At 72.9% G+C, this 26486-nt stretch carries 18 protein-coding genes; 5 read left to right on the forward strand and 13 right to left on the reverse strand.

Going from position 1 to position 26486, the window contains the following annotated elements:
• Positions 1–68 precede the first annotated feature (68 nt).
• Complete coding sequence (locus OHA91_RS11085; protein ID WP_381699637.1) at positions 69–1118, forward strand: hypothetical protein; 1050 nt, start codon at positions 69–71, stop codon at positions 1116–1118.
• Here OHA91_RS11085 and OHA91_RS11090 read toward each other — a convergent pair.
• The 4 genes from OHA91_RS11090 to OHA91_RS11105 all read right to left on the reverse strand — a co-directional run bounded on the left by OHA91_RS11090 (position 1087) and on the right by OHA91_RS11105 (position 4275).
• Positions 1087–1395, reverse strand: coding sequence for an AzlD domain-containing protein (locus OHA91_RS11090; protein ID WP_030773269.1), 309 nt, complete (start codon positions 1393–1395; stop codon positions 1087–1089). The two genes, OHA91_RS11085 and OHA91_RS11090, sit on opposite strands and share 32 nt — an antisense overlap.
• Entirely contained in the window at positions 1392–2114 is a 723-nt protein-coding gene (locus tag OHA91_RS11095) for an AzlC family ABC transporter permease (protein WP_308288973.1), read from the reverse strand. The genes OHA91_RS11090 and OHA91_RS11095 overlap by 4 nt, the downstream gene beginning before the upstream one ends.
• A 56-nt stretch (positions 2115–2170) precedes the next feature.
• Positions 2171–3031: a DUF2716 domain-containing protein gene (locus OHA91_RS11100; RefSeq protein WP_328739191.1), complete on the reverse strand. Its 861-nt coding sequence runs from the start codon at positions 3029–3031 to the stop codon at positions 2171–2173.
• Between the two features lie 410 nt (positions 3032–3441).
• Positions 3442–4275 (reverse strand): AraC family transcriptional regulator, encoded by an 834-nt coding sequence (locus OHA91_RS11105; protein ID WP_266492049.1) that lies wholly within the window; start codon positions 4273–4275, stop codon positions 3442–3444.
• 79 nt (positions 4276–4354) lie between these two features.
• Here OHA91_RS11105 and OHA91_RS11110 point away from each other — a divergent pair, with 79 nt between their 5' ends.
• A complete protein-coding gene (locus OHA91_RS11110) occupies positions 4355–8944 on the forward strand; it encodes an ATP-dependent helicase (RefSeq protein WP_031146350.1) in 4590 nt (1529 codons plus the stop codon).
• Between the two features lie 31 nt (positions 8945–8975).
• Here OHA91_RS11110 and OHA91_RS11115 read toward each other — a convergent pair whose 3' ends face one another.
• Positions 8976–9683 carry an NADPH-dependent F420 reductase gene (locus OHA91_RS11115; protein ID WP_266492044.1) on the reverse strand — a complete coding sequence of 236 codons (708 nt, stop codon included), beginning with the start codon at positions 9681–9683 and terminating at the stop codon, positions 8976–8978.
• 80 nt (positions 9684–9763) lie between these two features.
• Between OHA91_RS11115 and OHA91_RS11120 the strand changes: the two genes are divergently transcribed.
• From OHA91_RS11120 to OHA91_RS11130, 3 genes are all read left to right on the forward strand, one after another.
• The gene (locus OHA91_RS11120) at positions 9764–10333 is read left to right on the forward strand and encodes a TetR/AcrR family transcriptional regulator (protein ID WP_328739192.1); all 570 of its coding nucleotides are present in this window, start codon (positions 9764–9766) and stop codon (positions 10331–10333) included.
• A 209-nt stretch (positions 10334–10542) separates the two neighbouring features.
• Positions 10543–11337 carry an Fpg/Nei family DNA glycosylase gene (locus OHA91_RS11125; RefSeq protein ID WP_031146344.1) on the forward strand — a complete coding sequence of 265 codons (795 nt, stop codon included), beginning with the start codon at positions 10543–10545 and terminating at the stop codon, positions 11335–11337.
• A 61-nt stretch (positions 11338–11398) separates the two neighbouring features.
• Complete coding sequence (locus OHA91_RS11130; RefSeq protein ID WP_031146342.1) at positions 11399–12172, forward strand: SDR family NAD(P)-dependent oxidoreductase; 774 nt, start codon at positions 11399–11401, stop codon at positions 12170–12172.
• Between the two features lie 441 nt (positions 12173–12613).
• Here the strand turns inward: OHA91_RS11130 and OHA91_RS11140 are convergent, their stop codons facing one another.
• From OHA91_RS11140 to OHA91_RS11175, 8 genes are all read right to left on the reverse strand, one after another.
• Positions 12614–12991 (reverse strand): helix-turn-helix domain-containing protein, encoded by a 378-nt coding sequence (locus OHA91_RS11140; RefSeq protein ID WP_030664971.1) that lies wholly within the window; start codon positions 12989–12991, stop codon positions 12614–12616.
• Between the two features lie 109 nt (positions 12992–13100).
• Positions 13101–13640: a CinA family protein gene (locus OHA91_RS11145; protein ID WP_381625186.1), complete on the reverse strand. Its 540-nt coding sequence runs from the start codon at positions 13638–13640 to the stop codon at positions 13101–13103.
• A 23-nt stretch (positions 13641–13663) separates the two neighbouring features.
• Positions 13664–14320, reverse strand: coding sequence for a CDP-diacylglycerol--glycerol-3-phosphate 3-phosphatidyltransferase (gene pgsA / locus OHA91_RS11150; RefSeq protein ID WP_031146337.1), 657 nt, complete (start codon positions 14318–14320; stop codon positions 13664–13666).
• The gene (gene rimO, locus OHA91_RS11155) at positions 14317–15822 is read right to left on the reverse strand and encodes a 30S ribosomal protein S12 methylthiotransferase RimO (RefSeq protein WP_328739194.1); all 1506 of its coding nucleotides are present in this window, start codon (positions 15820–15822) and stop codon (positions 14317–14319) included. Before rimO ends, pgsA begins: the two co-directional genes overlap by 4 nt.
• Positions 15823–15948: 126 nt before the next feature.
• Complete coding sequence (locus tag OHA91_RS11160; protein ID WP_031146333.1) at positions 15949–16845, reverse strand: helix-turn-helix domain-containing protein; 897 nt, start codon at positions 16843–16845, stop codon at positions 15949–15951.
• Positions 16846–17063: 218 nt separating this feature from the next.
• On the reverse strand, positions 17064–19832 hold the full coding sequence (locus OHA91_RS11165) for an FtsK/SpoIIIE family DNA translocase (RefSeq protein ID WP_031146331.1): 2769 nt from the start codon (positions 19830–19832) through the stop codon (positions 17064–17066).
• A 115-nt stretch (positions 19833–19947) separates the two neighbouring features.
• Positions 19948–20631: a response regulator gene (locus OHA91_RS11170; RefSeq protein ID WP_030821150.1), complete on the reverse strand. Its 684-nt coding sequence runs from the start codon at positions 20629–20631 to the stop codon at positions 19948–19950.
• 274 nt (positions 20632–20905) lie between these two features.
• Positions 20906–26437, reverse strand: coding sequence for a HAMP domain-containing protein (locus OHA91_RS11175; RefSeq protein ID WP_266492019.1), 5532 nt, complete (start codon positions 26435–26437; stop codon positions 20906–20908).
• Between the last annotated feature and the right edge of the window lie 49 nt (positions 26438–26486).

The raw sequence follows: 26486 nt of genomic DNA on the forward strand, positions 1-26486 counted from the left end.
CGCCCCGGGAGAGTGCACCGACGGTGTTCGCCCGGCACCCCCGCGTCACCGCGTCCTACGTTGCACGCATGCCCGGAGACGAAGCTTCCCCGCAGAACGCGCCATCCCCGCGATCCCCGCGCCCCCCGCAGGCCCCCGCGCACACCCCGCCCGCCCCGCCCGCCCCGCGGCCCCCGTCGGACCCGCAGCCCGCCCTGGCCCGCGCCGAGCGGTTCATCTGGCTCACGGCCCGCGTGCTGGAACAGCGGCGGTTCGCGTTCCACTTCCTCGGCGGGGACGCCGACCCGGTGGACACCGCCCTCGGTTCGTACCTCAACCCCGACGGCGGCTACGGCCACGCCCTCGATCCGGATCTGCGCGGCCCCCTGAGCCAGCCCCTGCACACCGCGCACGCGCTGCGGGTGCTGGACAGCCTGGGCCGCTGCGCCGGGCAGCGCATCGAGCGGCTCTGCCGCCACCTGACGGGCGTCTCCACTGCGGAGGGCGCGCTTCCGGTGGTCTTCCCGGCCCCGCACGACTACCCCGGGGCCCCGTACCACCCGATGCACGACGACGCGCCGGGCGAGCTGCTGACCACCGGTCCGGTCGTCGGCCTGCTGCACCGCAACCGCGTCTGGCACGCCTGGCTCTTCCGGGCCACGGACTTCTGCTGGGACCGGGTCGAGAACCTGCACCGCACGCACCCGTACGAGGTCCAGAGCGCCGTGGCCTTCCTCGACGGCGTCCCCGACCGGGCGCGCGCGGCGACGGCCGCGGACCGGCTGGGGCGGCTGGTGCGCGAGCAGCGGCTCGCCGTGCTCGATCCGCGCCGGCGGGCGGAGTTCCCGCCGGCTCCGGGCTACGCACCTGGCGAACAGCTGTTCCCGCACGACTTCGCGCGGCGGCCCGAGTCGCTGGCCCGCGGCTGGTTCACGGACGAGGAGATGCGCCGCTCGCTGGACTTCCTGGCCGACGCGCAGCAGCAGGACGGCGGCTGGCCGGTCCGGCGCGAGGCCTGGGCGCCGGGCAGTTCCCTGGAGCGGCGGCCGATCGCGACGCTGGAGGCGCTGCTGACCCTGCGGGCGTACGGGCGCCTGCCTGCACGGGTCAGCCGCCCAGGGCCCGTACCCCCGCGGTGACGGCGACGGCGGCCGCGACCACGACCAGGAACGGGGCCCGCAGCAGCAGCGCGAGCCCGGCGGCGGCCAGCCCGGCGGCGCGGGCGTCGACGACGAGCGCGGACCCGGTGCTGAAGGTCTGCTGGGCCGTGAGCGCGGCCAGCAGCGCGACCGGCAGCAGCGCGGCCAGGCGGCGCACCAGGGGCCGCTCCAGGGCCCCGGCGGGAACGAGCAGTCCCGCGTACTTCACGGCGTAGCAGCCGACGACGGTGAGCCCGATGGCGATCCAGACGTTCACGAGCGGCGTCCCTTCATCCACAGCACGACGGGGGCGGCCAGGGCCGCGATCAGCACGGGCACCCCGGCGGGCAGCACGGGCAGGAAGCCCAGCCCGAGGACGAGCGCGAGGGCGGCGACCGCCCGCTCGGTGGCCGTCTTCAGCATCGGCGCGAGCAGGGCCAGGAACACGGCGGGTCCGGCGGCATCCAGTCCCCAGGCCCGGGTGTCGCCGATGGCCTCGGCACCGAGCGCGCCGAGCAGGGTGGTGACGTTCCACAGCACGTAGAGGGTGAGCCCGGTGACGGTGAAGCCGAGCCGGGCCGACTTGCGGTCGGGCTGGGCCAGCGCCACGGCGGTGGTCTCGTCGATCACCCAGTGCGCGGCGAGGGGCCGTACGGCGCGCGGCAGCCGGAGCAGCTCCGACAGGCGCAGCCCGTAGAAGGCGTTCCGGGTGCCGAGGAAGAAGGCCCCGGCGGCGGCGGTGAACGGATTGCCTCCGGCGGCCAATGCTCCGACCAGGGCGAACTGCGAGGCCCCGGTGAACACGAGGAGGCTCAGCACACAGGCCTGGAGGGTGCTGATGCCGGCTCCGGCCGCCGTCACACCGAAGGCGAACCCGGACAGCCCGACCGCGACACCGACGCCGAGCGCGTCCCTGACGACCGCGGCCCGCGGCCGCCCACCGGACGCCGCTGTCTCTCGTATCTCTGGCTCTGTGACCAGCTGCTTCTCTCCCACACCCCGAAAGTACGCGGGGCCGGGCCGGATGGTCTTGTACGTTCTTGCGCGCGGTGTCAGTCCCGCCGCCGCACCGGATCCCCGAGCAGCGCGGTCAGCTGCCCCTCGACGGCCGCGAGCAACGGGGCTCCGAAGACGGTCAGTGTCTCCTCCCAGGGGTGTCCGAAGGTCCCGAACGTCAGGTCGGGGTGGAGGTAGAGGTAGTAGTCCCCGTTCGGACAGACCTCTCCGGGCCAGTCCGGTGCGCCGGGAAAGCCGACCCGGTGGGGGTCGAAGGTGTAGCCGGTGTGCTGCCAGTCGAGCCAGACCAGACGGCCGCCGGGACGGGTGTTCGCCACCAGGGCGGGCCTCACGATCAGGTCCGGTTCGTCGGTGAGCGTGCTCCTCAGCCGCCAGGTGGCGCAGGGGGTGGATGCGGCGAATCCGGGCAACTTCGCGATGTGCGGATCGAAGGCGAACTCACGCTCCAGCCGGTCCCACAGCCGGTCCTCGGCCCCCGGGTCGATCAGGCCGACCGGCCTGTCCGCCGGCGGCGTGCCCGGCGGGTCCCACGCGTAGGTGCGTACGGTGCTCAGCTCGGCGAATCCCGCGGCGATCAGGCCCGTGCGCAGCTCTCCCGCCGCCTCGGCCACGCAGTACGGCACGGGACGGTGCAGGTGCCGGTGGTAGTGCTCCGGCGGCTCGACCATGGCGCGCCACGCCCCGGGGAACTCCGCGTGCGGCCCGGTCAGGCCGCCGATCAGGAGGAAGTCCGTGCCCGCGGCGACTTCCGCCCAGCCGGCGGCGACCACCTCGCCGCGCTCCAGCAGCACGGCGGCGTCGCGTTGGCCGTACCGGCATCCGCCGTCGGCCTCGAAGTCGGCGAGCGTCGAGGCGTGCGGGCCGGAAGCCGCGGCGAGCGTGCGCGCCGCTCCCACCACGGGTTCTCGCGGCCGCCGCTGTTCAGGGAGTGCACGCCCGTCCGCGGTCCGGCCCGCCCGGGCGGTTCGAGCCGGTCGAAGGCCGCCCCCAGCAGCGACCGCTCGGGCCCGGCCGTGAAGCCGGCGGCGGCGAGCGCCTCGCCCTGGCCGTCGGGATCGTGCCCGTACGCCTTCCAGTGCACTGGCTCGCCACGTGCGGCGAAGGCCTCCAGCTGCCGCGTACGGTCCCGCCACCGGGAGGCTGCGGCAGCGGCCCGTGCTCCACCGTCCCGTGGGTGCCGTAGTGCGTACGGACGAAGGGGCCGTCTCGCTCGATCACCGCGCCGGGCGGCGGGTATGCGGGCACCCGCCCCCGTACCTGCTCGTCGTAGCGTGCCAGCACTCCCCCGGTGTCCATGATCGGCAGCCTAGACGGCCCGCTCCCGCCGGTACGCGCCCGGTGGGACCCCCACGATGCGGGTGAAGTGCCGGTTCAGGTGGGGCTGGTCGGTGAAGCCGACGGCCAGGGCCGCCTCCGCCGGCGGGGTGCCCGCGTCGAGCAGCCGGCGCGCCCGCCGGACCCTGGCGTCGGTCAGCCAGGTGTGCGGCGGCATCCCGTACCGCTCCCGGAAGGCCCGCAGCAGGGCGAACGGGCTCGTGCCCAGCTCCGCGGCGAGCTGTTCCAGCGACGGCGGGTCGGCGAGGCGCTCCTCCAGTACGGCCCGGGCCGCGGCCGCCTCGGCGCCGCCCGTGCCGCGGACCGTACGGGCGGGCAGCGGTCCGGCGTACCGGGTCAGCATCCGGGCGACCACACCCCGCAGCAGGGTGTCGGCGGCCAGCGCGTTCCCGGCCTCGGCGGCCCGGTGCACCTCGGTGATCGTGCGCGAGGCCTGCGGGTCGGCGACGATGTCGGCGGTGAAGCCGGGGGTGCCGCGCAGGGTGCCGACCTCGGCGGCGACCTCGGCGATCAGGGCGCTGGAGGGGTAGAGGGTGGCGTACGCCCAGCCCTCGGGCGCACCGGCGCGCGCCGTGTGGGGCACCTCGGGGTTGATCAGGACCACGCTGCCCGGTCCGGCGCGCACGATGTGGCCGGGGAGGCCGACCTCCTCGATGCCGCCGGTGACGGCCGCGATGACGTAGCCGTCGTGCGCGTGGCGCGGGAAGGTGTGGCGTACGTAGTGGGCGCGCAGCAGGTCCAGCCCGGGCAGCTCCGGGTACTGCCAGTGCCGTGCCCACTCCCGGTGGCCGTCTTCCGTCCCCATCCCCCCATTCTGCGCCCCTGGCCGACGCGCGTTTGCCCAGGTCCGGGGCGTTGTCAGTGGCCGGGTGCACGATGGGGGCATGGCAGGCGCTGCGCTCGACTCGTTCTCCCCCGCGACCCGCTCGTGGTTCACGGGGGCTTTCGTCACGCCCACGAGCGCGCAGGAGGGTGCCTGGCGGGCCATCGGGGAGGGCTCGGACGTGCTGGTGGTGGCGCCCACCGGCTCCGGGAAGACCCTGGCCGCGTTCCTCGCCGCCCTCGACCGGCTCGCCTCGACCCCGCCGCCCGCCGAGTCGAAGAAGCGCTGCCGGGTCCTGTACGTGTCACCGCTGAAGGCCCTGGCCGTCGACGTCGAGCGCAACCTGCGCAGCCCGCTGACCGGGATCCGGCAGGAGTCCGTCCGCCTCGGGCTGCCGGAGCCGGACATCCGGGTGGGGATCCGCTCCGGCGACACCCCGGCGGCCGAGCGGCGGGCGCTGGCCACGCGGCCGCCGGACATCCTCATCACCACCCCCGAGTCGCTGTTCCTGATGCTGACCTCGGCGGCGCGCGAGGCGCTGACCGGGATCGAGACGGTGATCGTGGACGAGGTGCACGCGGTCGCCGGGACCAAGCGCGGCGCGCACCTCGCCGTGTCCCTGGAGCGGCTGGACGAGCTGCTGCCGCGCCCGGCGCGCCGGATCGGGCTGTCGGCGACGGTCCGCCCGGTGGACGAGGTGGCCAGATACCTCGCGCCGCGCGGCAAGGTCGAGATCGTCCAGCCGCCGTCGGCGAAGGAGTTCGACCTGTCGGTGGTCGTCCCGGTGCAGGACATGGGCGAGTTGGGCGGCTCCCCCGCGACGGAGGGCCGGGAGGGCGGGGACCGGCCGTCGATCTGGCCGCATGTGGAGGAGCGGATCGCGGACCTGGTGCAGGCGCACCGCTCGACGATCGTGTTCGCCAACTCCCGCCGCCTCGCCGAGCGGCTGTGCAACCGGCTCAACGAGATCGCGTACGAGCGGGCCGTCGGCGAGAAGCTGCCCGAGCACGCGTCGCCGGCCGACGTCATGGCCCAGTCGGGCGCGGCCCTGGGAGCCCCGCCGCTGCTGGCGCGGGCGCACCACGGCTCGGTGTCCAAGGAGCAGCGGGCGCTGGTGGAGGAGGACCTGAAGGCGGGCCGGCTGCCGGCCGTGGTCGCCACCTCCAGCCTGGAACTGGGCATCGACATGGGCGCGGTGGACCTGGTCGTGCAGGTGGAGTCCCCGCCCTCGGTGGCGTCCGGGCTCCAGCGGGTGGGCCGGGCCGGGCACCAGGTGGGCGCGGTCTCCACCGGGGTGGTCTTCCCCAAGTACCGGGGGGACCTGGTCCAGGCGGCCGTGGTCACCGAGCGGATGCGGACGGGGGAGATCGAGTCCCTGCGCATCCCCTCCAACCCCCTCGACGTCCTGGCGCAGCAGTTGGTCGCCATGGTCGCGATGGACACCTGGCAGCTGGACGACCTCCTGGCGCTGGTGCGGCGGGCGGCGCCGTTCGCGGCGCTTCCGGAGTCGGCGTTCACGGCGGTGCTCGACATGCTGGCCGGCCGTTATCCGTCGGACGCGTTCGCCGAGCTGCGGCCGCGCGTGGTCTGGGACCGGGTGGCGGGGACGGTCACGGGCCGGCCGGGGGCCCAGCGCCTCGCGGTCACCTCCGGCGGCACCATCCCGGACCGCGGGCTGTTCGGGGTCTTCCTGGCCGGCTCGGACCCGAAGAAGGGCGGCGGGCGGGTCGGCGAGCTCGACGAGGAGATGGTCTACGAGTCCCGTGTCGGGGACGTCTTCACGCTGGGCACCACCTCCTGGCGCATCGAGGACATCACCCGCGACCGGGTCCTGGTCACCCCCGCCCCCGGGGTGCCGGGCAGGCTGCCGTTCTGGAAGGGCGACCAGCTCGGCCGCCCGCTGGAACTGGGCCGCGCGGTCGGCGCGTTCCTGCGCGAGCTCGGCGCCCTCTCCGAGGAGGACGCCCGGCTGCGGCTGGTGGCGGCCGGCCTGGATGCCTGGGCCGCGGAGAACGTGCTGGCGTACCTCGCCGAGCAGCGCGAGGCCTGCGGCCACGTCCCGGACGACCGGACCATCGTGGTGGAGCGGTTCCGCGACGAGCTGGGCGACTGGCGGGTCGTGGTCCATTCGCCGTTCGGCGCGCAGGTGCACGCCCCGTGGGCGCTGGCGCTGAGCGCCCGCCTCGCCGAGAAGTACGGCATGGACGCACAGGTGATGCACGCCGACGACGGCATCGTGCTCCGCCTCCCGGACGCGGACCTGCTGTCCATGGACCTCCTGGACCACGACCCCTCGGGGCCGCCCGCCTTCGAGTTCGACGACGAGCAGGCGCCGCTGGGCGCGGCCGACGTCGCCTTCGACCACGGGGACGTCAACCAGATCGTCACCGACCAGGTGGGCGGCTCCGCGCTGTTCGCCTCCCGGTTCCGCGAGTGCGCGGCCCGCGCCCTGCTGCTGCCGCGCCGCAGTCCGGGCCGCCGCACCCCGCTGTGGCAGCAGCGCCAGCGCGCCTCGCAACTGCTCCAGGTGGCGTCGGAGTTCGGCTCCTTCCCGATCGTGCTCGAAGCCGTGCGCGAATGCCTCCAGGACGTCTTCGACGTGCCCGGCCTGACCGAGCTGATGGGCGACATCGAGGCGCGCCGGGTCCGGCTGGTCGAGGTCACCACCCCGGAGCCGTCCCCGTTCGCCCGTTCCCTCCTCTTCGGCTACGTCGCCCAGTTCCTCTACGAGGGCGACTCCCCGCTGGCCGAGCGCAGGGCGGCCGCGCTGTCGCTGGACTCGCGGCTGCTGGCCGAGCTGCTCGGCCAGGCGGAGCTTCGCGAGCTCCTCGACGCGCAGGTGCTGGAGGAGCTGGAGCGGGAGCTCCAATGGCTCACCGAGGACCGGCGGGCCAAGGACGCCGAGTCGGTTGCCGACCTGCTGCGCCTGCTGGGCCCGCTGACGCAGGACCAGCTGACGGCGCGCGGGGCGGATCCGGCCTGGGCCGGCGAGCTCGCCGCCGCCCGCCGCGCCATCCGGGTCCGGATCGGCGGCGCGGAACACTGGGCGGCGATCGAGGACGCGGGCCGGCTGCGGGACGCGCTGGGCACCGCGCTGCCCGTGGGGGTCCCGGAGGCGTTCACCGAGCCGGTCAAGGATCCGCTGGGGGATCTGCTGGCCCGGTACGCCCGCACCCACGGGCCGTTCACCACGGCCGCCGTGGCCGCCGCCTTCGGCCTGGGCGCGGCGGTGACCGAGGGCGCCCTGAACCGTCTCGCGGCGGCGGGGCGGGTGGTGCAGGGCGAGTTCCACCCGGCGGGCATCGGCCAGGAGTGGTGCGACGCGACGGTGCTGCGCAGGCTCCGCCGCCGCTCCCTCGCCGCGCTGCGCCAGGAGCTGGAGCCGGTCCCGCCGACGTCGCTGGCCACCTTCCTGCCCCAGTGGCAGCACCTGGGCGGGGCCCTGCGCGGCCTCGACGGCCTGGCCCGGGCGGTCGAGCAGCTCCAGGGCGCCCCGGTGCCGGCCTCCGCGCTGGAGCGGCTGATCCTGCCGTCGCGGGTGGCCGGCTACTCCCCCGGCCTGCTGGACGAGCTGACCACCACCGGCGAGGTGGTCTGGGCGGGGGCCGGAGCCCTCCCGGGCAAGGACGGCTGGGTGTCGCTCTACCTGGCGGACGCCGCCCCGCTGCTCCTGCCGCCGCCGCACCCCCTGGAGCCGAGCCCGCTCCAGCAGGCGGTCCTGACGGCCCTCTCCGGCGGGTACGGCCTGTTCTTCCGGCAGATCTCGCAGGCGGTGCGCGCCGAGTTCCCCGAGGTGTCGGACATCGCCCTGTCCGAGGCCGTGTGGGACCTGGCCTGGTCGGGCCGGCTCACCAACGACACCCTCGCCCCACTGCGCTCGCTGCTCGGCTCGGGCCGCACGGCGGGCTCCACGGCCCACCGGGCCCGGCGCACCGTCCCGCGCGGCCGCTACGGCACGCTCAGCGCGACCGCGTCCCGTACGGGCCCGCCCACGGTCTCCGGCCGCTGGTCGCTGCTGCCGTCCCCGGCGCCCGACCCGACCCACCGCGCCCACGCGCTGGCCCGCACGCTGCTGGACCGGCACGGGGTGGTGACCCGCGGCGCGGTCGCCGCGGAGGGCGTGGAGGGGGGCTTCAGCGCGGTCTACCGCGTCCTGTCCGCCTTCGAGGACAGCGGCCAGGCCCGTCGGGGCTATGTGGTCGAGGGGCTGGGCGCGGCCCAGTTCGCGATGGACGGCGCGGTGGACCGGCTCCGGGCCGCCGAGCGGACGCCTCCCCCGCTGGCGGCGGTGGTGCTGGCCGCCGCCGACCCGGCGAACGCCTATGGCGCGGCCCTGCCCTGGCCCGAGCCCCCGGCCGGCGCCACGCACAAGCCGGGCCGCAAGGCGGGCTCCCTGGTGGTCCTGGTCGACGGGGAGCTCACCCTGTACCTGGAGCGCGGCGGCAAGACCCTGCTGGCCTGGCCCGGCCCGGAGGACCCCCGGCTGACGGCCGCGGTCGCCGCCCTCGCCGCCGGCTGCCGGGCGGGCACCCTGCCGGCGCTGACGGTGGAGCGGATCAACGCCGAGGCCGCACTCACCTCACCCCTCGGACCCCCGCTCGAATCGGCCGGGTTCCACGCCACGCCCCGGGGGCTGCGCCTGCGGCAGTGACCAGCGGCATCACGGTCGGCACATCAGCGCGTCAGCGCATCACCTTGACGCCGAAGCGGGCCCCGCCGAGCGCGAACTGGATGGCGCTGTGCATGTGGGCGTACATCTCCATGCCGCGGGAGCTCACCAACGGGCCGAGGTCGAGGACGTCCTGCCAGCCGTAGGACCGCAGCAGCTCGGTGACCTGCGCCTTCGCGTCGGCGTGCTCGCCCGCGATGAACATGGTGTGGTCGCCGCCCGCCACGGCCCGCGGGTCGACCACGGTCTCCTGCTCCTGGGTGACGCCCGCCTTGACCACCTTGGCCTGCGGCAGCGCGCGCTGGATCCGCTCCCCCAGGCTGTCGTGGTCGACCGGGTCCAGGGCGGGCATCACGCCCCACGGGGTCGGCCAGGGGTGAGCCTGCTCGGGGTTGTAGACGAACGGGACGGCGTAGTCCATCAGGGTCTTGCCCGCCAGGTGTCCGGCGATGCCGGTGAGCACGCCGACCGCGCTGGCCCCGTCGATCCCGTTGATGACGAAGTCGGCGGCCGCGGCGGCGTCGCCGAAGTTCCGCAGTTCGATGCCGGGGTAGTCGGCGAGCCACTGACCGAAGGGTTCGACGCCCATGAAGTCCGGCTCGGTGCGGCCCAGGGTGACCTGGGAGTCACGGGTACCGACGTACACCTCGTGCCCGAGGCTGAGCAGCTTGGCGGCGTGCGCGCGGCCGCCCGCGCCGGTCCCGAGGACTGCGATCTTCATGGTGGTGCTCCGTTCTCGCTGATGCGTGCCCTCCCCTCCCGCCTACGCATCCAGCCGCACCCGGAAGGAGCCTGACCACAGTGACCGAGAAAGCCCGCAGGACCCGCCGACACGACGCGAACCGGCGGGAGCGCATCGCCGAGGTGGCCGAGGAACCGATCGCGGAGCGAGGGCCGGAGGCCCTGACCCACCGGGCCATCACCGAGCGGGCCGACGTGTCGCTCTCCTCCACCACCTACCACTTCGCCGACCGCGAGGCGCTGAGCCGGGCCGGCCCGGAGCGTGCGGCGCAACGCTTCGCCGCCTTCGTGCGCCACTGGGCCGGGCAAGAGGCTGTCGGAGCACTGGCGGACGGCGTCATGTCCTGCCCGGGCGAGGGCCGCACCGCCATGGTCGTCGAGTACCGGCTGCACGCCGCCGCCCTGCGCCGCCCGGGCTGCGGGAGGCGGCGAGCCTGCCCCCGGACCACTGCCGAGGCCCTGGCGCCGCTGCTCGGACCGACGGCCACCGCGACGGCGGCCCCGCTGATGACCGGCCTCCGCCTGCACGCGATGAACGCCCCCCGACCCGCGACCCGCGACCCGCGACCCGCGACCCGCGACGAGATCCTGACCGTCCTCACCCGCGCCCTGCTCCCGCTCAGGGCGTGACGGCCCCCTCCGGCCGGTTGCGCAGGCCCCGGCCGGCGCGACCACCGGCGCGGGGTGCCGACCCCGGCGGAGCCCGCCATCGCGTTCCGCCGCGGATGCGCACGGTCGGGCGCGCGCCGCACGCGACGCCCCCAGGGACGCCCTCGGGGCGCCCCGCTCCCCGCGCCCCGTCTGCCCCGGAACCATCGGCGGCGGGCGAGAATGGGGACATGCCCGAAGGCGACAGCATCCGGCGTGCGGCGACCCGTCTGCACGCGGTCCTCGCAGGCCGTGAACTGACCCTCAGCGACCTGCGCGTCCCCCGCTTCGCCACCGCGGACCTCACCGGCCGCGTCACCCTCGACGTCACCCCGCGCGGCAAACACCTCCTCGCCCGCTTCGAAGGCGGCCTCACCCTGCACAGCCACCTCCGCATGGACGGAGCCTGGCACGTCTTCGCCGCCGGCGAGAAGTGGCGCGGCGGCCCCGCCCACGAGATCCGCTGCCTCCTCGGCACGGCCGGGCACACGGCCGTCGGCTACCGCCTCCCCGTCCTGGAGCTGATCCGGACCGCCGAGGAGGACCGCGCCGTGGGGCACCTCGGCCCCGACATCCTCGGGCCGGACTGGGATCCCGGCCGCGCCGCCGCCAACCTCCTCGCCGTCCCGGAGCGGCCCCTCGGCGAGGCCCTGCTCGACCAGCGCAACCTCGCCGGGATCGGCAACATCTACAAGGCCGAGCTCTGCTTCCTGGCCCAGGTCACCCCCTGGACCCCGGTCGGCGGGCTCCCCGAGGCCAAGCTGCCGCGGCTGGCCGCCGCCGCCCACCGCCTGCTGTCCGCGAACACCGGAGACCGGCCCGGGCACCGCAACACCACCGGCATCCACCGCCCCGGCCAGGAGCTCTTCGTCTACGGCCGCGCCCACCGGCCCTGCCTGCGCTGCGGCACGCCCGTCCGCGAGGCCCCCCAGGACGGCCGCCCCACCTACTGGTGCCCCCGCTGCCAGCCGGGGCCCACGCCCTGACCACCCTGCCGACCGGACGCAATGATTGACTACCCGTCAGATCCGGTCGTACCGTCCCGGCATGCCCACACCCACAGCCGCGTACGACCTCACCGGCCGCACCGCACTGGTCACCGGAGCCGCCAGCGGCATCGGCCGCGCCACCGCCGTCCTCCTCGCCTCGGCCGGCGCCCACGTGCACTGCGCCGACCGCGACGAACAGGGGCTGGCAGAGACGGCCGCCCTGGCCGCCGGAGCCGGGGTCGGCGGCGCCAGCGTCCACCCCCTCGACGTCACCGACCGGGCCTCGATCCGGGCCGCCGTCTCCGCGGCCGGCCCGCTCGACATCGCCGCCGCCATCGCCGGAATCATGCACACCAGCAGCGTCCTGGAGACGTCCGACGAGGACCTCGACCGGGTCCTGGACGTCAATTTCAAGGGAGTCCTGCGCACCTGCCAGGAGGCCGCCCGCTCCATGATCGCGGCGGGCCGCCCCGGATCCATCGTCACCATGGCCTCCGGCGCCGTGGACGCCGCCCAGCCCGGCCTGCTCTGCTACAGCGCCGCCAAGGCGGCCGTCATCCAGCTCACGAAGACCCTCGCCACCGAGACAGGCCCGCACGGCATACGGGTCAACGCCGTCGCCCCCGGTTGGATCCGCACCCCGATGACCGGCCGCCACAGCCCCGAGGTCCAGGAACAGACCGAGGCGGCCATGGTCCGCATGTCCCCCCTGCGCCGGGTCGGCGAGCCGGAGGACATCGCCCAGGCGGTGCTCTACCTGGCCTCGGACGCCTCGTCCTTCATGACGGGCCAGATCCTGCGTCCGAACGGCGGGGTTTCGATGCCCTGGTAGCCGCGCCGGCCGCTCCGGCCACCCCGGCTCCGTCTCCGCCGGGATCCGCATCGCAGCCGTCAAGGGCGTCCCGGCCGGCCCGCAGCCGCGCCCTGCGCAACGGCGCCGGCACGCAGTGCACCGGCAGCAGCCCGAGCCCCCAGCCGCCCACCGCCACCGCGCCCTCCACGGCACCCGTCTCGGCGGGCGCCAGTACCAGCCGCAGCACGGCCCACCACCACAGGGCCCCCAGCGTCAGGGCGAGGGCCGACAGCAGGGGTGGGCGCGACACCGCGGGTATGCGCAGCGACGTCCGCACTGCCACCTCCAGGGGGCCGGGACCCGGACCGCCCCATCGTCTCGCACACCCCTCGCACCCGCACCCAGAACGGCCGGGAGCCCCGACCGGTGCTCCACGCACCGGCCGGGGCTCCGGCCAAGCTCAAACACGCACGTGCTCGCTCACGCGGCTACGACATTCACCGCTTCCGCAGGCGCCTTGATGGTCACCCGTTCCGGGCCCGCGACCGAAGCCATCGAGACCGAATTGAGCATCGGACGGACCGGTACGGTGACCGGTTCGCTTGCCGCGGCCGACTGTGCCAGCTCAGCGAGCGACAGTTCATCACTGACTTCGCGCATCAGCTCGGACATCCGTACGTCCAACGCGTCGCAGATCGCGGAGAGCAGCTCGGAGGATGCCTCCTTCTGCCCCCGCTCCACCTCGGAGAGATAGCCGAGCGAAACTCGGGCCGACGAGGAGACTTCGCGCAGAGTACGGCCCTGGCGCTGGCGCTGCCGACGCAGCACGTCACCCAGCAGGCGACGGAGCAGAATCATCGGTGGCTCCCTCCTCTGACCGTGTAGCCGCATCCTTCACGCCCCACCGTACCGCCTCGCGCCGCGGCCGTGCGGGGAGCGATGTCGTGTTCACTCAGGGCTGCAAACATCAAATCCCCCCGTTCTGTTCCGTATCCTGCCCCCGCGCATTCTCGCGGAGTTCGTCCGCGAGAAGCTCGAGCACTGTCCGTGCACTCTCCCTACGAATTTCCGCGCGGGAGCCGTTCAACCTCAGACGGACCGTTTTCCTGCCCCCCGGACCGTCCACGGCGACGAAAACCGTGCCCACCGGCTGCCCGTCCTGCGGGTCGGGGCCGGCCACCCCGGTCGTCGCGATCCCCCACGACGCGCCCATCACCCGGCGCACACCGGCCGCCATCTCCGCCGCGACCTGGGCGTTCACCGCGCCTTCGGCTTCCAGCAGGCCCGCGTCCACTCCCAGGACCCGGTGCTTGATCTCCGTCGCGTACGCCGTGACCGACCCGCGGAACGACCGGGAGGCGCCGGGGACGGCCGTGATCTCGGCAGCGACCATGCCGCCGGTCAGGGATTCCGCGACAGCCACCGTCTGGTCACTCTCCGCGAGCAGCTGGAGCGCGTACGCGGCGAGCGTGCGCCCCCCGGTCGCTCCGGCGCGCCCCTGCGCCACCGGAGCATCCCCCGCCCCATCGGTCACCGCGCGGCCCGCTCCGCGGCGAGACCCTGGCGTCGGAGCACGATCGCCTGGCGGATGTAGTCCAAACCGGTGACGACGGTCAGCACGACCGCGATCGCCATCACCCAGAAGCGCATCGTCGCCAGCGCACCGGTCAGTGCGAGGACGTACATGCCCACGGCCGTGCCCTGGGCCAGCGTCTTCAGCTTGCCGCCGCGGCTGGCCGGAATCACGCCGTAGCGGATGACCCAGAAGCGCAGCAGCGTGATCCCGAGCTCCCGTCCGAGGATCAACCCGGTCACCCACCACGGGAGGTCGCCCAGCCAGGAGAGGCAGATCAGCGCCGACCCCATGATCGCCTTGTCGGCGATGGGGTCGGCGATCTTGCCGAAGTCCGTGACCAGGTTGTACGTCCGGGCCAGGTGCCCGTCGAAGATGTCCGTGATCATGGCGACGGCGAACGCCGCCCAGGCCCAGGCCCGCCAGGCCGGGTCGTAGCCGCCGTCGGCGAGCAGCAGCAGGACGAACCCCGGCACCAGCACGAGCCGGATCATCGTCAGGATGTTGGCGATGTTCCACAGGCTGGCCTGATTGACCGCCGCGGCCCCCAGCTTCGCGCCGGGTACGGGCCGGCGGCCGGTCCCGCCCGCCGCAGATGCCGGGACACCGGTCATCCGGCCGCCTCCTCAAAGTCCAGGCCCAGGGGCTCGGCCACCAGGTCCACTCCCAGGGTGCCGACGACCTTCGCCGTGACGATACGCCCGGGGACCAGGCCCGTGCCGTCGGTGAAGACGACCTGGCCGTCGGTTTCGGGAGCCTGGTGCGCGGCGCGCCCGTAGGCACCCTCGCCCTCCTCGGCCTCGTCGAACGGGACGACCGTCTCCACGAGCACTTCCAGGGTCTCGCCGATCCGCTCCTCCGCACGCTGGGCGGTGAGCTCCTCGGCGAGCCGCTGCATGTGCGCCAGGCGCTCGGCGATCGTGTCCTCGTCCAGCTTGTTCTCGTAGGTGACGGCCTCGGTGCCGTCCTCGTCGGAGTAGCCGAAGACGCCGATCGCGTCGAGGCGGGCGTGGGTGAGGAAACGCTCCAGCTCGGCGAAGTCGGCTTCCGTCTCGCCGGGGAAGCCGACGATGAAGTTCGAGCGGACACCGGCCTGCGGGGCCTTGGAGCGGATGGTGTCCAGCAGCTCCAGGAAGCGGTCGGTGTCACCGAAGCGGCGCATGGCGCGCAGCACGTCGGGGGCGGAGTGCTGGAAGGACAGGTCGAAGTACGGCACGACCTTGGGGGTCGAGGTCAGCACGTCGATCAGGCCCGGGCGCATCTCGGCGGGCTGGAGGTAGCTGACCCGGACGCGCTCGATGCCGTCGACGGCGGCGAGCTCGGGCAGCAGGGTCTCCAGCAGGCGGATGTCGCCGAGGTCCTTGCCGTACGAGGTGTTGTTCTCGGAGACCAGCATGATCTCCTTGACGCCCTGCTCGGCGAGCCAGCGGGTCTCGCCCAGCACGTCGGCGGGGCGGCGGGAGATGAAGGACCCGCGGAAGGACGGGATGGCGCAGAACGAGCAGCGCCGGTCGCAGCCGGAGGCCAGCTTGACCGAGGCCACCGGGCTGTTGTCCAGACGGCGGCGCAGCGGGGCGCGCGGACCGGAGGCGGGCGCGACACCTTCGGGCAGGTCCGCGGGGGCCTCGGCGGGCTCCTCGGCGGGCGCCTGGGCGTGCCCGGGGAGGGCGACGTCGGCGGACTGGCGGGCGGCGGGGCTGATCGGCAGCAGCTGGCGGCGGTCGCGCGGGGTGTGGGCTTCGACACTGCCGCCGCTGAGGATGAGCTGGAGGCGGTTGGAGATGTCGGCGTAGTCGTCGAAGCCGAGGACCCCGTCGGCCTCGGGAAGGGCCTCGGCGAGCTCCTTGCCGTAGCGCTCGGCCATGCAGCCGACGGCGACGACGGCCTGGGTCTTGCCGTGATCCTTGAGATCGTTGGCTTCCAGCAGGGCGTCTACGGAGTCCTTCTTGGCGGCTTCGACGAAGCCACAGGTGTTGACGACGGCTACGTCCGCGTCGGCGGCGTCCTCGACGAGCTCCCAGCCATCCGCCGCCAAGCGGCCTGCGAGCTCCTCCGAGTCCACCTCGTTACGGGCGCAGCCAAGAGTGACAAGGGCGACGGTACGGCGTTCGGGCATGGACTCAAGACTACTTCGTCCCGGCGCGGGCCCCAGCCGCAAGTCCCCGCACACCAAGATCCCCGGGGTGCGCGCAGCACCCCGGGGATCTTGGTTGACGCCGTCCGCCTACGGGCGGCCCCTCGGTCAGCCCGCCTGCGGCTGGCCCTGGGAGGGGTCTTCCTTGGTGTATGTGAGGCGTTCCACCTGACCCGGCTGGAAGTCGTCCTTGATCTCCTTGCCGTTCACGAAGAGCTTCACGACCCCGGCGTCGCCGAGCACGAGGTCGACGGACTCCTTGTCCGTGAAGGTCTTCGACTCGCCCTGGACGAGGGTGCCGTCGAAGAGGAGCCGGCCCGTGGAGTCCTTCGCGGAGATCCAGCTCTCGCCCGTGTCGGCCGTCAGGACGACGGTGACGAGATCCTTGGGTGCGGCGGCGATGGCACTGTCCGAGGGCTCCGGCTTGGCGGCCGGCGGGACCTGGGAGGGCTGCGCGGCCGGCTTGCCGCCGGTCTGCTTGGGTGCGGGCTTGGGGGAGGCGGATCCTTCCGCCACCGGGCGCTTTTCCTTCTCGGCGTCGCCGCTGAAGGCGGTGAAGCCGACGAAGCCGATCACGGCGACGATGGCGGCGACCATGGCCGCGGTCCAGTTGGGCCGCTGCCGCTCGGGGCGGATCCGCTCGGCTTCGAACATCGGCGCGGCGGGGGTGGGTGCCGGCCGGCCGCCGTGGGCCGCGTCGTAGCTCTCGACCAGGGGTGCCGGGTCGAGGTGGACGGCGCGGGCGAGCGTACGGATGTGGCCGCGGGCGTAGACGTCGCCGCCGCACCGCGTGAAGTCGTCCTCTTCGATCGCGTGCACGATCGGGATGCGCACGCGGGTGATGGAACTGACCTCGTCGACTGTGAGCCCGGCGGCGATCCGGGCCTTCTTGAGGGCCGTCCCGATGGACGGCTCTTCGACGGAACGTTCGACGAGACGGTCCTCGGACCGGTCGTCGGTCGAAGGCCGCTCTTCTTCGGGGGAGTTGGAGTTGCCGATGGACACAAGGGCGCCTTTCGAGCGTGTAGCCACCTGCTGGAAGTCCAGTCTAGGGGGGTGACGAAAGGGTGGAGCAACCGGAGGGTGCCCTTCCTACGCCATACGAATGGCGACGGGAGGTCCCCTTCGGCGTGGCGGCCCGACGCCGTACGCGAGTCGTGCGCGGCGCCGCCCCTCCGTTCAACTTGACGCGGGCCCAAGGGAAACGGTTGCCCGCGATTTCACTACGAATGCGTCTCGCCGCGGATGACCGCGAGCACCCCGTCCAGCTCGTCGGCCTTCAGCAGGACGTCGCGCGCCTTCGAACCCTCGCTCGGGCCGACGATGCCCCGCGACTCCATGAGGTCCATGAGCCGCCCGGCCTTCGCGAAGCCCACCCGCAGCTTGCGCTGGAGCATCGAGGTGGAGCCGAACTGCGTGGTGACGACGAGCTCCGCCGCCTGGCACAGCAGGTCCAGGTCGTCGCCGATGTCCTCGTCGATCTCCTTCTTCTGCTTCTGCCCGACGGTGACGTCGTCCCGGAAGACCGGCGCCATCTGGTCCTTGCAGTGCTGGACGATCCCGGCGATCTCGTCCTCGGTGACGAAGGCGCCCTGGAGGCGGACGGGCTTGTTCGCGCCCATCGGCAGGAACAGCCCGTCGCCCTTGCCGATGAGCTTCTCGGCGCCGGGCTGGTCGAGGATGACCCGGCTGTCGGCGAGGGAGGAGGTGGCGAAGGCGAGGCGTGAGGGCACGTTCGCCTTGATCAGGCCGGTGACCACGTCCACCGAGGGCCGCTGGGTGGCGAGCACCAGGTGGATGCCGGCGGCGCGGGCCAGCTGGGTGATGCGGACGATCGAGTCCTCGACGTCGCGCGGGGCCACCATCATCAGGTCGGCCAGCTCGTCGACGATCACCAGCAGGTACGGGTAGGGGCTGAGCTCCCGCTCGCTGCCCGGCGGGAGTTTGATCTTCCCGTCCCGGATGGCCTGGTTGAAGTCGTCGATGTGCCGGTAGCCGAAGGCCGCCAGGTCGTCGTAGCGCAGGTCCATCTCGCGCACGACCCACTGGAGCGCCTCGGCGGCCCGCTTGGGGTTGGTGATGATCGGCGTGATCAGGTGCGGGATGCCCTCGTACGCCGTCAGCTCGACCCGCTTGGGGTCGACGAGGACCATCCGGACGTCCTCCGGGGTGGCCCGGACCATGATCGAGGTGATCAGGCAGTTGATGCAGGAGGACTTGCCGGAGCCGGTGGCTCCGGCGACCAGCACGTGCGGCATCTTGGCGAGGTTGGCCATGACGTAGCCGCCCTCGACGTCCTTGCCGAGCGCGACCAGCATCGGGTGGTCGTCCTCGGCCGCGTCCGCGAGGCGCAGGACGTCGCCCAGGTTGACCATCTCGCGGTCGGTGTTGGGGATCTCGATGCCGACGGCGGACTTGCCCGGGATCGGGCTGATGATCCGCACGTCGGGGCTGGCCACGGCGTAGGCGATGTTCTTGGTCAGGGCCGTGATCCGCTCGACCTTCACGGCCGCGCCGAGGGTGACCTCGTAGCGGGTGACCGTCGGGCCCCGGGTGAAGCCGGTGACGTCGGCGTCCACCTTGAACTCCGTGAACACGTTGCGCAGGGAGGCGACCACGGCGTCGTTGGCGGCGCTGCGGGTCTTGCCGGGCCCGCCCTTCTCCAGCAGGTCCAGCGAGGGCAGGGAGTACGTGATGTCCCCGCGCAGCTGGAGCTGCTCGGCGCGGGGCGGCAGCGGCTGGGCCTCCGGCGGGGCCTTCGTCAGGTCCGGCACCGCCAGCGTCCCGGAGGCAGCGGCGGTGGTGGCGTGCGGCTGCTCGGCGGGCTCCGCGGCGGCCGCGGGTGAGGCGGGCCGGGCGGAGCGCTCACCGCGGGCGGTCGGCACCGGAGCGGTGGCCTCGACGCCGTCCCGCTCGGCGGCGATCCCCTGCGTGAGGTCGGCGACGAGCGGGGAGGGCGGCATTCCGCCGTAGACCGCCCCGTCCAGCGCGGCGGCGGCCGCCGCGGCCACGTCGACGGCGTCCATCTCCCGGTCGATCGCCGGCCGGGCTGCGGCCTTGCGCGGCCGGCGCCGCCGGGCCAGCGCCTCCTCCTCGGCGGCGTCCGCGGGGTCGCCGGCCCCCGAGCGGGCCCGCCACCGGTCCGGGTCGTGCCGGACGGCGGGGCCTGCGTCGGCCTCCCCGTAGCCCTCGTCGTACTCGTTCGGGGCGATGATGCCGAGCCGGATGCCCAGTCGGCGCAGCCGCTGCGGGATCGCGTTGACCGGGGTCGCGGTGACCACGAGCAGCCCGAAGATCGTCAGCAGCACCAGCATGGGCACGGCCAGCGGCGCGCCCATGGTGAAGATCAGCGGCTTGGAGGCGCCCCAGCCGATGAGCCCGCCGGCGTTCTGCATGGCGGTGGTGCCCTCGTCACGGCCGGGTGCTCCGCAGGCGATGTGGACCAGGCCGAGGACGCCGATGACGAGGGCGGACAGCCCGATGCCGATCCGGCCGTTGGCGTCGGTCTGTTCGGGGTGGCGGATGAAACGTACCGCCATGACGCCGAGCAGTATCGGCACGAGCAGGTCCAGCCGTCCGAAGAGGCCGGTGATCAGCATGGTCACCAGGTCCCCGACGGGACCGCTCAGGTTCGACCAGGTACCGGCGGCGACGATCAGCGCGAGGGCGAGGAGCAGCAGCGCGACGCCGTCCTTGCGGTGGGCGGGGTCGAGGTTCCTGGCCCCCTGGCCGATCCCGCGGAAGACCGCGCCGACCGCGTGCGCGCAGCCCAGCCACAGGGCCCGCACCAGTCGCAGCACGCCGCTCGTCGGGGACGGCACGGGCTTCGCCGCCGCCTTCCTGGCCGGGGCGCGCCTGGCGGCCGCGGCCTTCTTCGCCGGGGGCTTGCGTGCGGGGGCCGCCTTCTTGGCGGGCGCCGTCGTACGGCCGGTGCGGCCCTTCGCGGTGCCCGCAGCGCTCGGGGAACCCTTGCCGGACGTACTTGAGGCCATGGGCCCGAGGTTACCGGTGCGCGCGCCGGTGGACACGCGTGCCCACCCCTTCACCCGTTCGTGTCGTGGCCGGGGTAGGCACTTTGACGCTCCGCCAAGCCGGACGCGTGCGCGGTCAGTTCTGCGAGGGAAGTGCCGGAGCCCCTCCGGCGCTGCCGGGCTCCAGGGCGTCGAGCGCCCGCCGCAGTCCGGTGAGTTTGCGTTCCAGATGGGCCGCGGTCGCCACGACCCCGGCGTCGGCCGAATCCTCGCCGAGCTGCTTGGTCAGCGCTTCGGCCTGCTCCTCGACCGCCGCGAGCCGCGCGGAGAGCTCGGCCAGCAGGCCCGCCGTCTCCTTGCCGGCGTCCACGCCGTTCGAGCCGCCGCCCTCCAGCTGGAGCCTCAGCAGGGCGGCCTGCTCCCGCAGTTGGCAGTTCTTCGTGTACAGCTCCACGAAGACGGAGACCTTCGCCCGCAGCACCCACGGGTCGAAGGGCTTGGAGATGTAGTCGACCGCACCCGCCGCGTAACCGCGGAAGGTGTGGTGCGGACCGTGGTTGATCGCGGTGAGGAAGATGATCGGGATGTCCCGGGTCCGTTCCCGCCGCTTGATGTGCGCGGCCGTCTCGAACCCGTCCATACCCGGCATCTGCACATCCAGCAGGATGACCGCGAAATCGTCCGTGAGCAGCGCTTTGAGCGCCTCCTCCCCCGACGACGCCCGGACCAGTGTCTGATCGAGCGCGGAGAGGATGGCCTCCAACGCCAGCAGATTCTCCGGCCGGTCGTCGACCAGGAGGATCTTGGCCTTCTGCACCATGCCCTGTCCTCCTCGCCCCGGCATGGGGCCTCCCCGGCTCCTGGCACCGGCTTGTGCGCCGGGCCCCGCCCCAGAGGACGACACCCGTGCGCCGTCCGTCCTTGTGCCGGTCATCGTAGCCCCAGTCCCGAGATCGCCACACCCTGTCACCAAGATGTCACTGTGCACGAAGCAGAAACGCGGTGGGAGAGCAGAAGGTTCCCCGTTTACCGCCCTTCCACACCGCTACGGCCACAGTGTGTCAGCGGTCGGTTCCCTTCCGCTCTCCCTCCTGTCACTTGCCCCGCATCCACTGCTCCATGACCGACAACAGGTAGTCCGGGTCGACCGGCTTGGTCACATAGTCGGAAGCGCCGGAGTCGATCGCCTTCTCCCGGTCCCCCTTCATCGCCTTGGCCGTCAGCGCGATGATCGGCAGGCCGGCGAACTGCGGCATCCGCCGGATCGCCGAGGTCGTGGCGTACCCGTCCATCTCGGGCATCATGATGTCCATCAGCACGACCTTCACGTCGTCGTGCTGCTCCAGGACCTCGATGCCCTCGCGCCCGTTCTCCGCGTACAGCACCGCCAGCCCGTGCTGTTCCAGCACGCTGGTGAGCGCGAAGACGTTGCGGACGTCGTCATCCACGATGAGCACCCGCTCGCCGCGGAAGTCGTACGTCCGCGCCACCGTCGGAAGCTCCTCCTCCGCGGTGTCCCAGGCGTCCTCCGCCCCCGCCGCGCTCGGCTGCCCCGGCACCGCCGTACGCGGCTCCAGGTCGCTCAGCGCCTTGCGGCGCCGGCGGAACAGCGCGGCCCCGCCGCCCTGTCCCGCTCCGGCGGCCGACGGCGCGGACCGCACGGGCTGCTGGGGCTGCGCCGCCGCCGGTGCGGCCGTCGGCCCGGCCGGCAGCACCGGCAGCCCGGGCCGCGCCCCGTCGAGGGACCGGCGGTACAGCTCGCCGCGGGCGCCTCCCGGCGTGGGCGGCGCGTACCCCTGCGGCGGCAGCTCGCTCGGGTGCAGCGGCAGGTACAGCGTGAAGGTGGAGCCGCGGCCCGGCTCGCTCGCCGCGTGGATCTCCCCGCCCAGCAGCCGGGCGATCTCCCGGCTGATGGACAGGCCCAGCCCGGTGCCGCCGTACTTGCGGCTCGTGGTCCCGTCCGCCTGCTTGAAGGCCTCGAAGATCACCAGCATCTTGCTCGCCGCGATCCCGATGCCGGTGTCGGTGACCGAGAAGGCGATCAGGTCCGCGTCCGCCTCCCGCAGCGAACCGGCCTCCAGCAGCTGCTCGCGGATCGCGGTGGGCACATCGGCGCCGGCGGGCCGGATCACCAGCTCCACCGCGCCGGTGTCGGTGAACTTCACCGCGTTCGACAGCAGGTTGCGCAGCACCTGCAGCAGCCGCTGCTCGTCGGTGTGCAGAGTGGCCGGCAGCTCCGGGGAGACCCGCACCGAGAAGTCCAGGCCCTTCTCCGCCGTCAGCGGCCGGAAGGTCGCCTCCACGTAGTCCACGAGCTGCACCAGCGCGATCCGGGTCGGCGAGACGTCCATCTTCCCGGCCTCGACCTTCGACAGGTCGAGGATGTCGTTGATCAGCTGGAGCAGGTCCGAACCCGCCCCGTGGATGGTCTCGGCGAACTCCACCTGCTTCGGCGACAGGTTCTCGTCCGCGTTGTCGGCGAGCAGCTTGGCCAGGATCAGCAGCGAGTTGAGCGGGGTGCGCAGCTCGTGCGACATGTTCGCCAGGAACTCGGACTTGTAGCGCATCGAGACCGCGAGCTGCTCGGCGCGCTCCTCCAGGACCTGCCGGGCCTCCTCGATCTCGGTGTTCTTCACCTCGATGTCCCGGTTCTGCTGGGCCAGCAGTTCGGCCTTCTCCTCCAGCTCCGCATTGGCGGCCTGGAGGGCCTTCTGCCGGTTCTCCAGCTCGTCGGAACGCTCCCGCAGCTGCTCGGTCATCTCCTGCGACTGCTTCAGCAGCATCTCCGTCTTGGAGTTGACGCTGATGGTGTTGACGCTCGTACCGATCATCTCGGCGATCTGGCTGAGGAAGTCCTTCTGGATCTGCGTGAAGGGCGTGAAGGAGGCCAGCTCGATGACGCCGAGCACCTTGCCCTCGAAGAGCACCGGCAGCACGATCACGTGCGCCGGCGGGGCCTCGCCCAGGCCCGAGGAGATCTTCAGGTAGCCGGGCGGGGTGTTCTCGACGAGGATCGTCCGCTTCTCCTCGGCGACCGCCCCGATCAGCCCCTCCCCCGGCCGGAAGGAGATGGGCATCTGCCCGCCCGCGTACGCGTAGCTCCCGCGCATCCGCAGCTCGTACGAGCCGTCCGCGCCCCCTTCCGTCCCGATCTCGGTGGTGCCGCCGGCCGGCACCGCCAGGAAGAAGGCGCCGTGCTGCGCGGAGACCACCGGCGTCAGCTCGCTCATGATCAGCGAGGCGACGTCGTCGAGGTCGCGGCGGCCCTGCATCAGGGCGGAGATCCGGGCCAGGTTGCCCTTGAGCCAGTCCTGCTCCTTGTTGGCCAAGGTGGTGTCGCGCAGGTTGACGATCATCGTGTTGATGTTGTCCTGGAGGACCTGGATCTCGCCCGCCGCGTCCACGTCGACCTTCAGGCTGAGGTCGCCGCGGGTCACCGCGGTCGCCACGGCCGCGATCGCGCGCACCTGCCGGGTGAGGTTGCCGGCCATCTCGTTCACGGACTCGGTCAGGTCCCGCCAGGTGCCGTCGACGTCCCGGACCCGGGCCTGGCCGCCCAGGATGCCCTCGGTGCCCACCTCGCGGGCCACCCGCGTCACCTGGTCGGCGAAGGAGGACAGCTGGTCGACCATCGTGTTGATGGTCGTCTTGAGCTCCAGGATCTCGCCCCGGGCATCGATGTCGATCTTCTTGGTCATGTCGCCCTTGGCGATGGCGGTCGTGACCATGGCGATCTGCCGCACCTGGCCGGTGAGGTTGGAGGCCATGAAGTTCACCGAGTCGGTGAGGTCCTTCCACGTCCCCGAGACCCCCGGCACGTGCGCCTGCCCGCCGAGACGGCCCTCCGTGCCCACCTCGCGGGCCACCCGCGTCACCTCGTCGGCGAAGGACGACAGGGTCTTCACCATCGTGTTGACGGTGTCGGCGAGCTGCGCGACCTCGCCGCGCGCCTCGACCGTGACCTTCTTCGTCAGGTCGCCGTTGGCGACGGCCGCCGAGACCTGCGCGATCCCGCGCACCTGGGCCGTCAGGTTCCCGGCCATCGTGTTGACGTTGTCGCTGAGGTCCTTCCAGATGCCGGTGACCCCGCGGACCCGGGCCTGGCCGCCGAGGATGCCCTCGGTACCCACCTCGCGGGCCACCCGCGTCACCTGCTCCGCGAAGGAGGACAGCTGGTCCACCATCGTGTTGACGGTCGTGACGAGTTCGAGGATCTCGCCCTTGGCGTCGACGGTGATCTTCTTGGAGAGGTCGCCCATGGCGACCGCCGTCGTGACCTCGGCGATGTTGCGCACCTGCGAGGTCAGGTTGTTCGCCATGAAGTTGACGGACTGGGTGAGGTCCTTCCAGGTGCCGGAGACACCCTTGACCTCGGCCTGACCGCCGAGGATGCCCTCGGTACCCACCTCCCGGGCCACCCGGGTCACCTGCTCGGCGAAGTTCGAGAGCTGGTCGACCATCGTGTTGAGGGTGTTCTTCAGCTCCAGGATCTCGCCCCGGGCGTCCACGTCGATCTTCTGCGACAGGTCGCCGCGCGCCACCGCCGTGGCGACCTGGGCGATGTTGCGCACCTGCGAGGTCAGGTTCCCGGCCATGCCGTTCACCGAGTCCGTCAGGTCGCGCCAGACACCGGCCACGCCGGGCACCTGCGCCTGGCCGCCGAGGCGGCCCTCCGTACCGACGTCCCGGGCCACCCGGGTCACCTGCTCCGCGAAGGCGGAGAGCTGGTCGACCATCGTGTTGATGGTGTTCTTCAGCTCCAGGATCTCGCCCCGGGCGTCCACGTCGATCTTCTGCGACAGGTCGCCGCGCGCCACCGCCGTGGTCACCTGCGCGATCTGGCGCACCTGCGAGGTCAGGTTCCCGGCCATGAAGTTGACGGAGTCGGTGAGCTCCTTCCAGGTGCCCGAGACCCCCTCGACCCTGGCCTGGCCGCCGAGGCGGCCCTCCGTACCCACGTCCCGCGCCATCCGCGTGACCTGGTCCGCGAAGGACGACAGCTGGTCGACCATCGTGTTCACGGTGTTCTTCAGCTGGAGCATCTCGCCGGAGACGTCCACCGTGACCTTCTGCGACAGGTCGCCGTTGGCCACCGCCGTGGTCACCTGGGCGATGTTGCGGACCTGCCCGGTGAGGTTGCGGAAGGCGGTGTTCACCGAGTCGGTGAGGTCCTTCCAGGTACCGGCGGCCCCCGGCACCTGCGCCTGACCGCCCAGCTCTCCCTCGACGCCGACCTCGCGGGCCACTCGCGTCACTTCCGCACCGAAGGACTGGAGTTGGTCGACCATCGTGTTGACGGTGTTCTTCAGTTCCAGCATCTCGCCGGCGACGTCCACCGTGACCTTCTGCGACAGGTCGCCGTTGGCCACCGCCGTGGTCACCTGCGCGATGTCCCGCACCTGGGTGGTGAGGTTGCGGAAGACCGTGTTCACCGAGTCGGTGAGGTCCTTCCACGTCCCCGCCGCCCCGGGCACCTGCGCCTGACCGCCGAGCAGGCCCTTGGCGCCGACCTCGCTGGCCACGCGCGTGACCTCGTCCGCGAAGGTCCGCAGCGTCTCCGTCATCTGGTTGATCGTTTCGGCCAGCTGCGCGACCTCGCCGCGCGCGCTGACCCGCACCTTCTGCGACAGGTCGCCGTTGGCGACCGCCGTCGTCACCTGCGCGATCCCGCGCACCTGGGCCGTCAGGTTCCCGGCCATCGTGTTGACGGAGTCGGTCAGGTCCTTCCACACGCCGGCGACGCCGGGCACCTTGGCCTGGCCGCCCAGCTCGCCCTCCGTACCCACCTCGCGTGCGACCCTCGTCACCTCGGAGGAGAAGGACGACAGCTGGTCCACCATCGTGTTCACGGTGTTCTTCAGCTGGAGCATCTCGCCGGCCACGTGCACGGTGACCTTGCGCGACAGGTCGCCCTTCGCGACCGCCGTCGTCACGAGAGCGATGTCACGCACCTGCGCGGTGAGCCGGTACGCCATGGTGTTGACGGAGTCGGTCAAGTCCTTCCAGGATCCGGACATTCCGCGCACCTGGGCCTGGCCGCCGAGCTTGCCCTCGGTACCCACCTCCAGCGCCACGCGCGTCACCTCGTCGGTGAACGCGGACAGCTGGTCGACCAGGTTGTTCACGGTACGGCCGACCTTCAGGAACTCGCCGCGCAGCGGATGCCCGGCCCCGTCGGCCGCCTGCGTCCGCAGGTCCATGCGCTGGTCCAGGTCGCCCTCGGCCACCGCCGACAGCACCCGTCCCACCTCGGACACCGGCCGGGCCAGATCGTCGACCAGCTGGTTCGAGGCGTCGATCGCGGCCGCCCAGGAGCCCTCGCAGGCACCCGTTTCCAGCCGTTCGCTCAGCTTCCCCTCACGGCCCACCATCCGCCTCACCCGGGACAGCTCCCCGGTCAGGTGGAGATTGCGGTCGGCGACCTCGTTGTAGACGGCGGCGATCTCCGCCATCACGCCTTCGCCGGACACCGTCAACCGCTTGCGGAAGTTACCGTCCCGCATCGACACCAGGGCCGTGAGCAGCCGGTTCAGAGCGGCGGTATCCACCTCTGTCGTGCCGCCGCGCCGGGACCGCCCGCCCTTCGGCCGCGTCCCCGTACGCCGCACCACTGCGCCAGACTCCACCGTGTCCCTCCCGAAAGGGTCGACCACTGTTCCACCGGACACCTGACTC

Source organism: Streptomyces erythrochromogenes (assembly GCF_036170895.1).
In the GTDB taxonomy this organism is placed as follows: domain Bacteria; phylum Actinomycetota; class Actinomycetes; order Streptomycetales; family Streptomycetaceae; genus Streptomyces; species Streptomyces erythrochromogenes.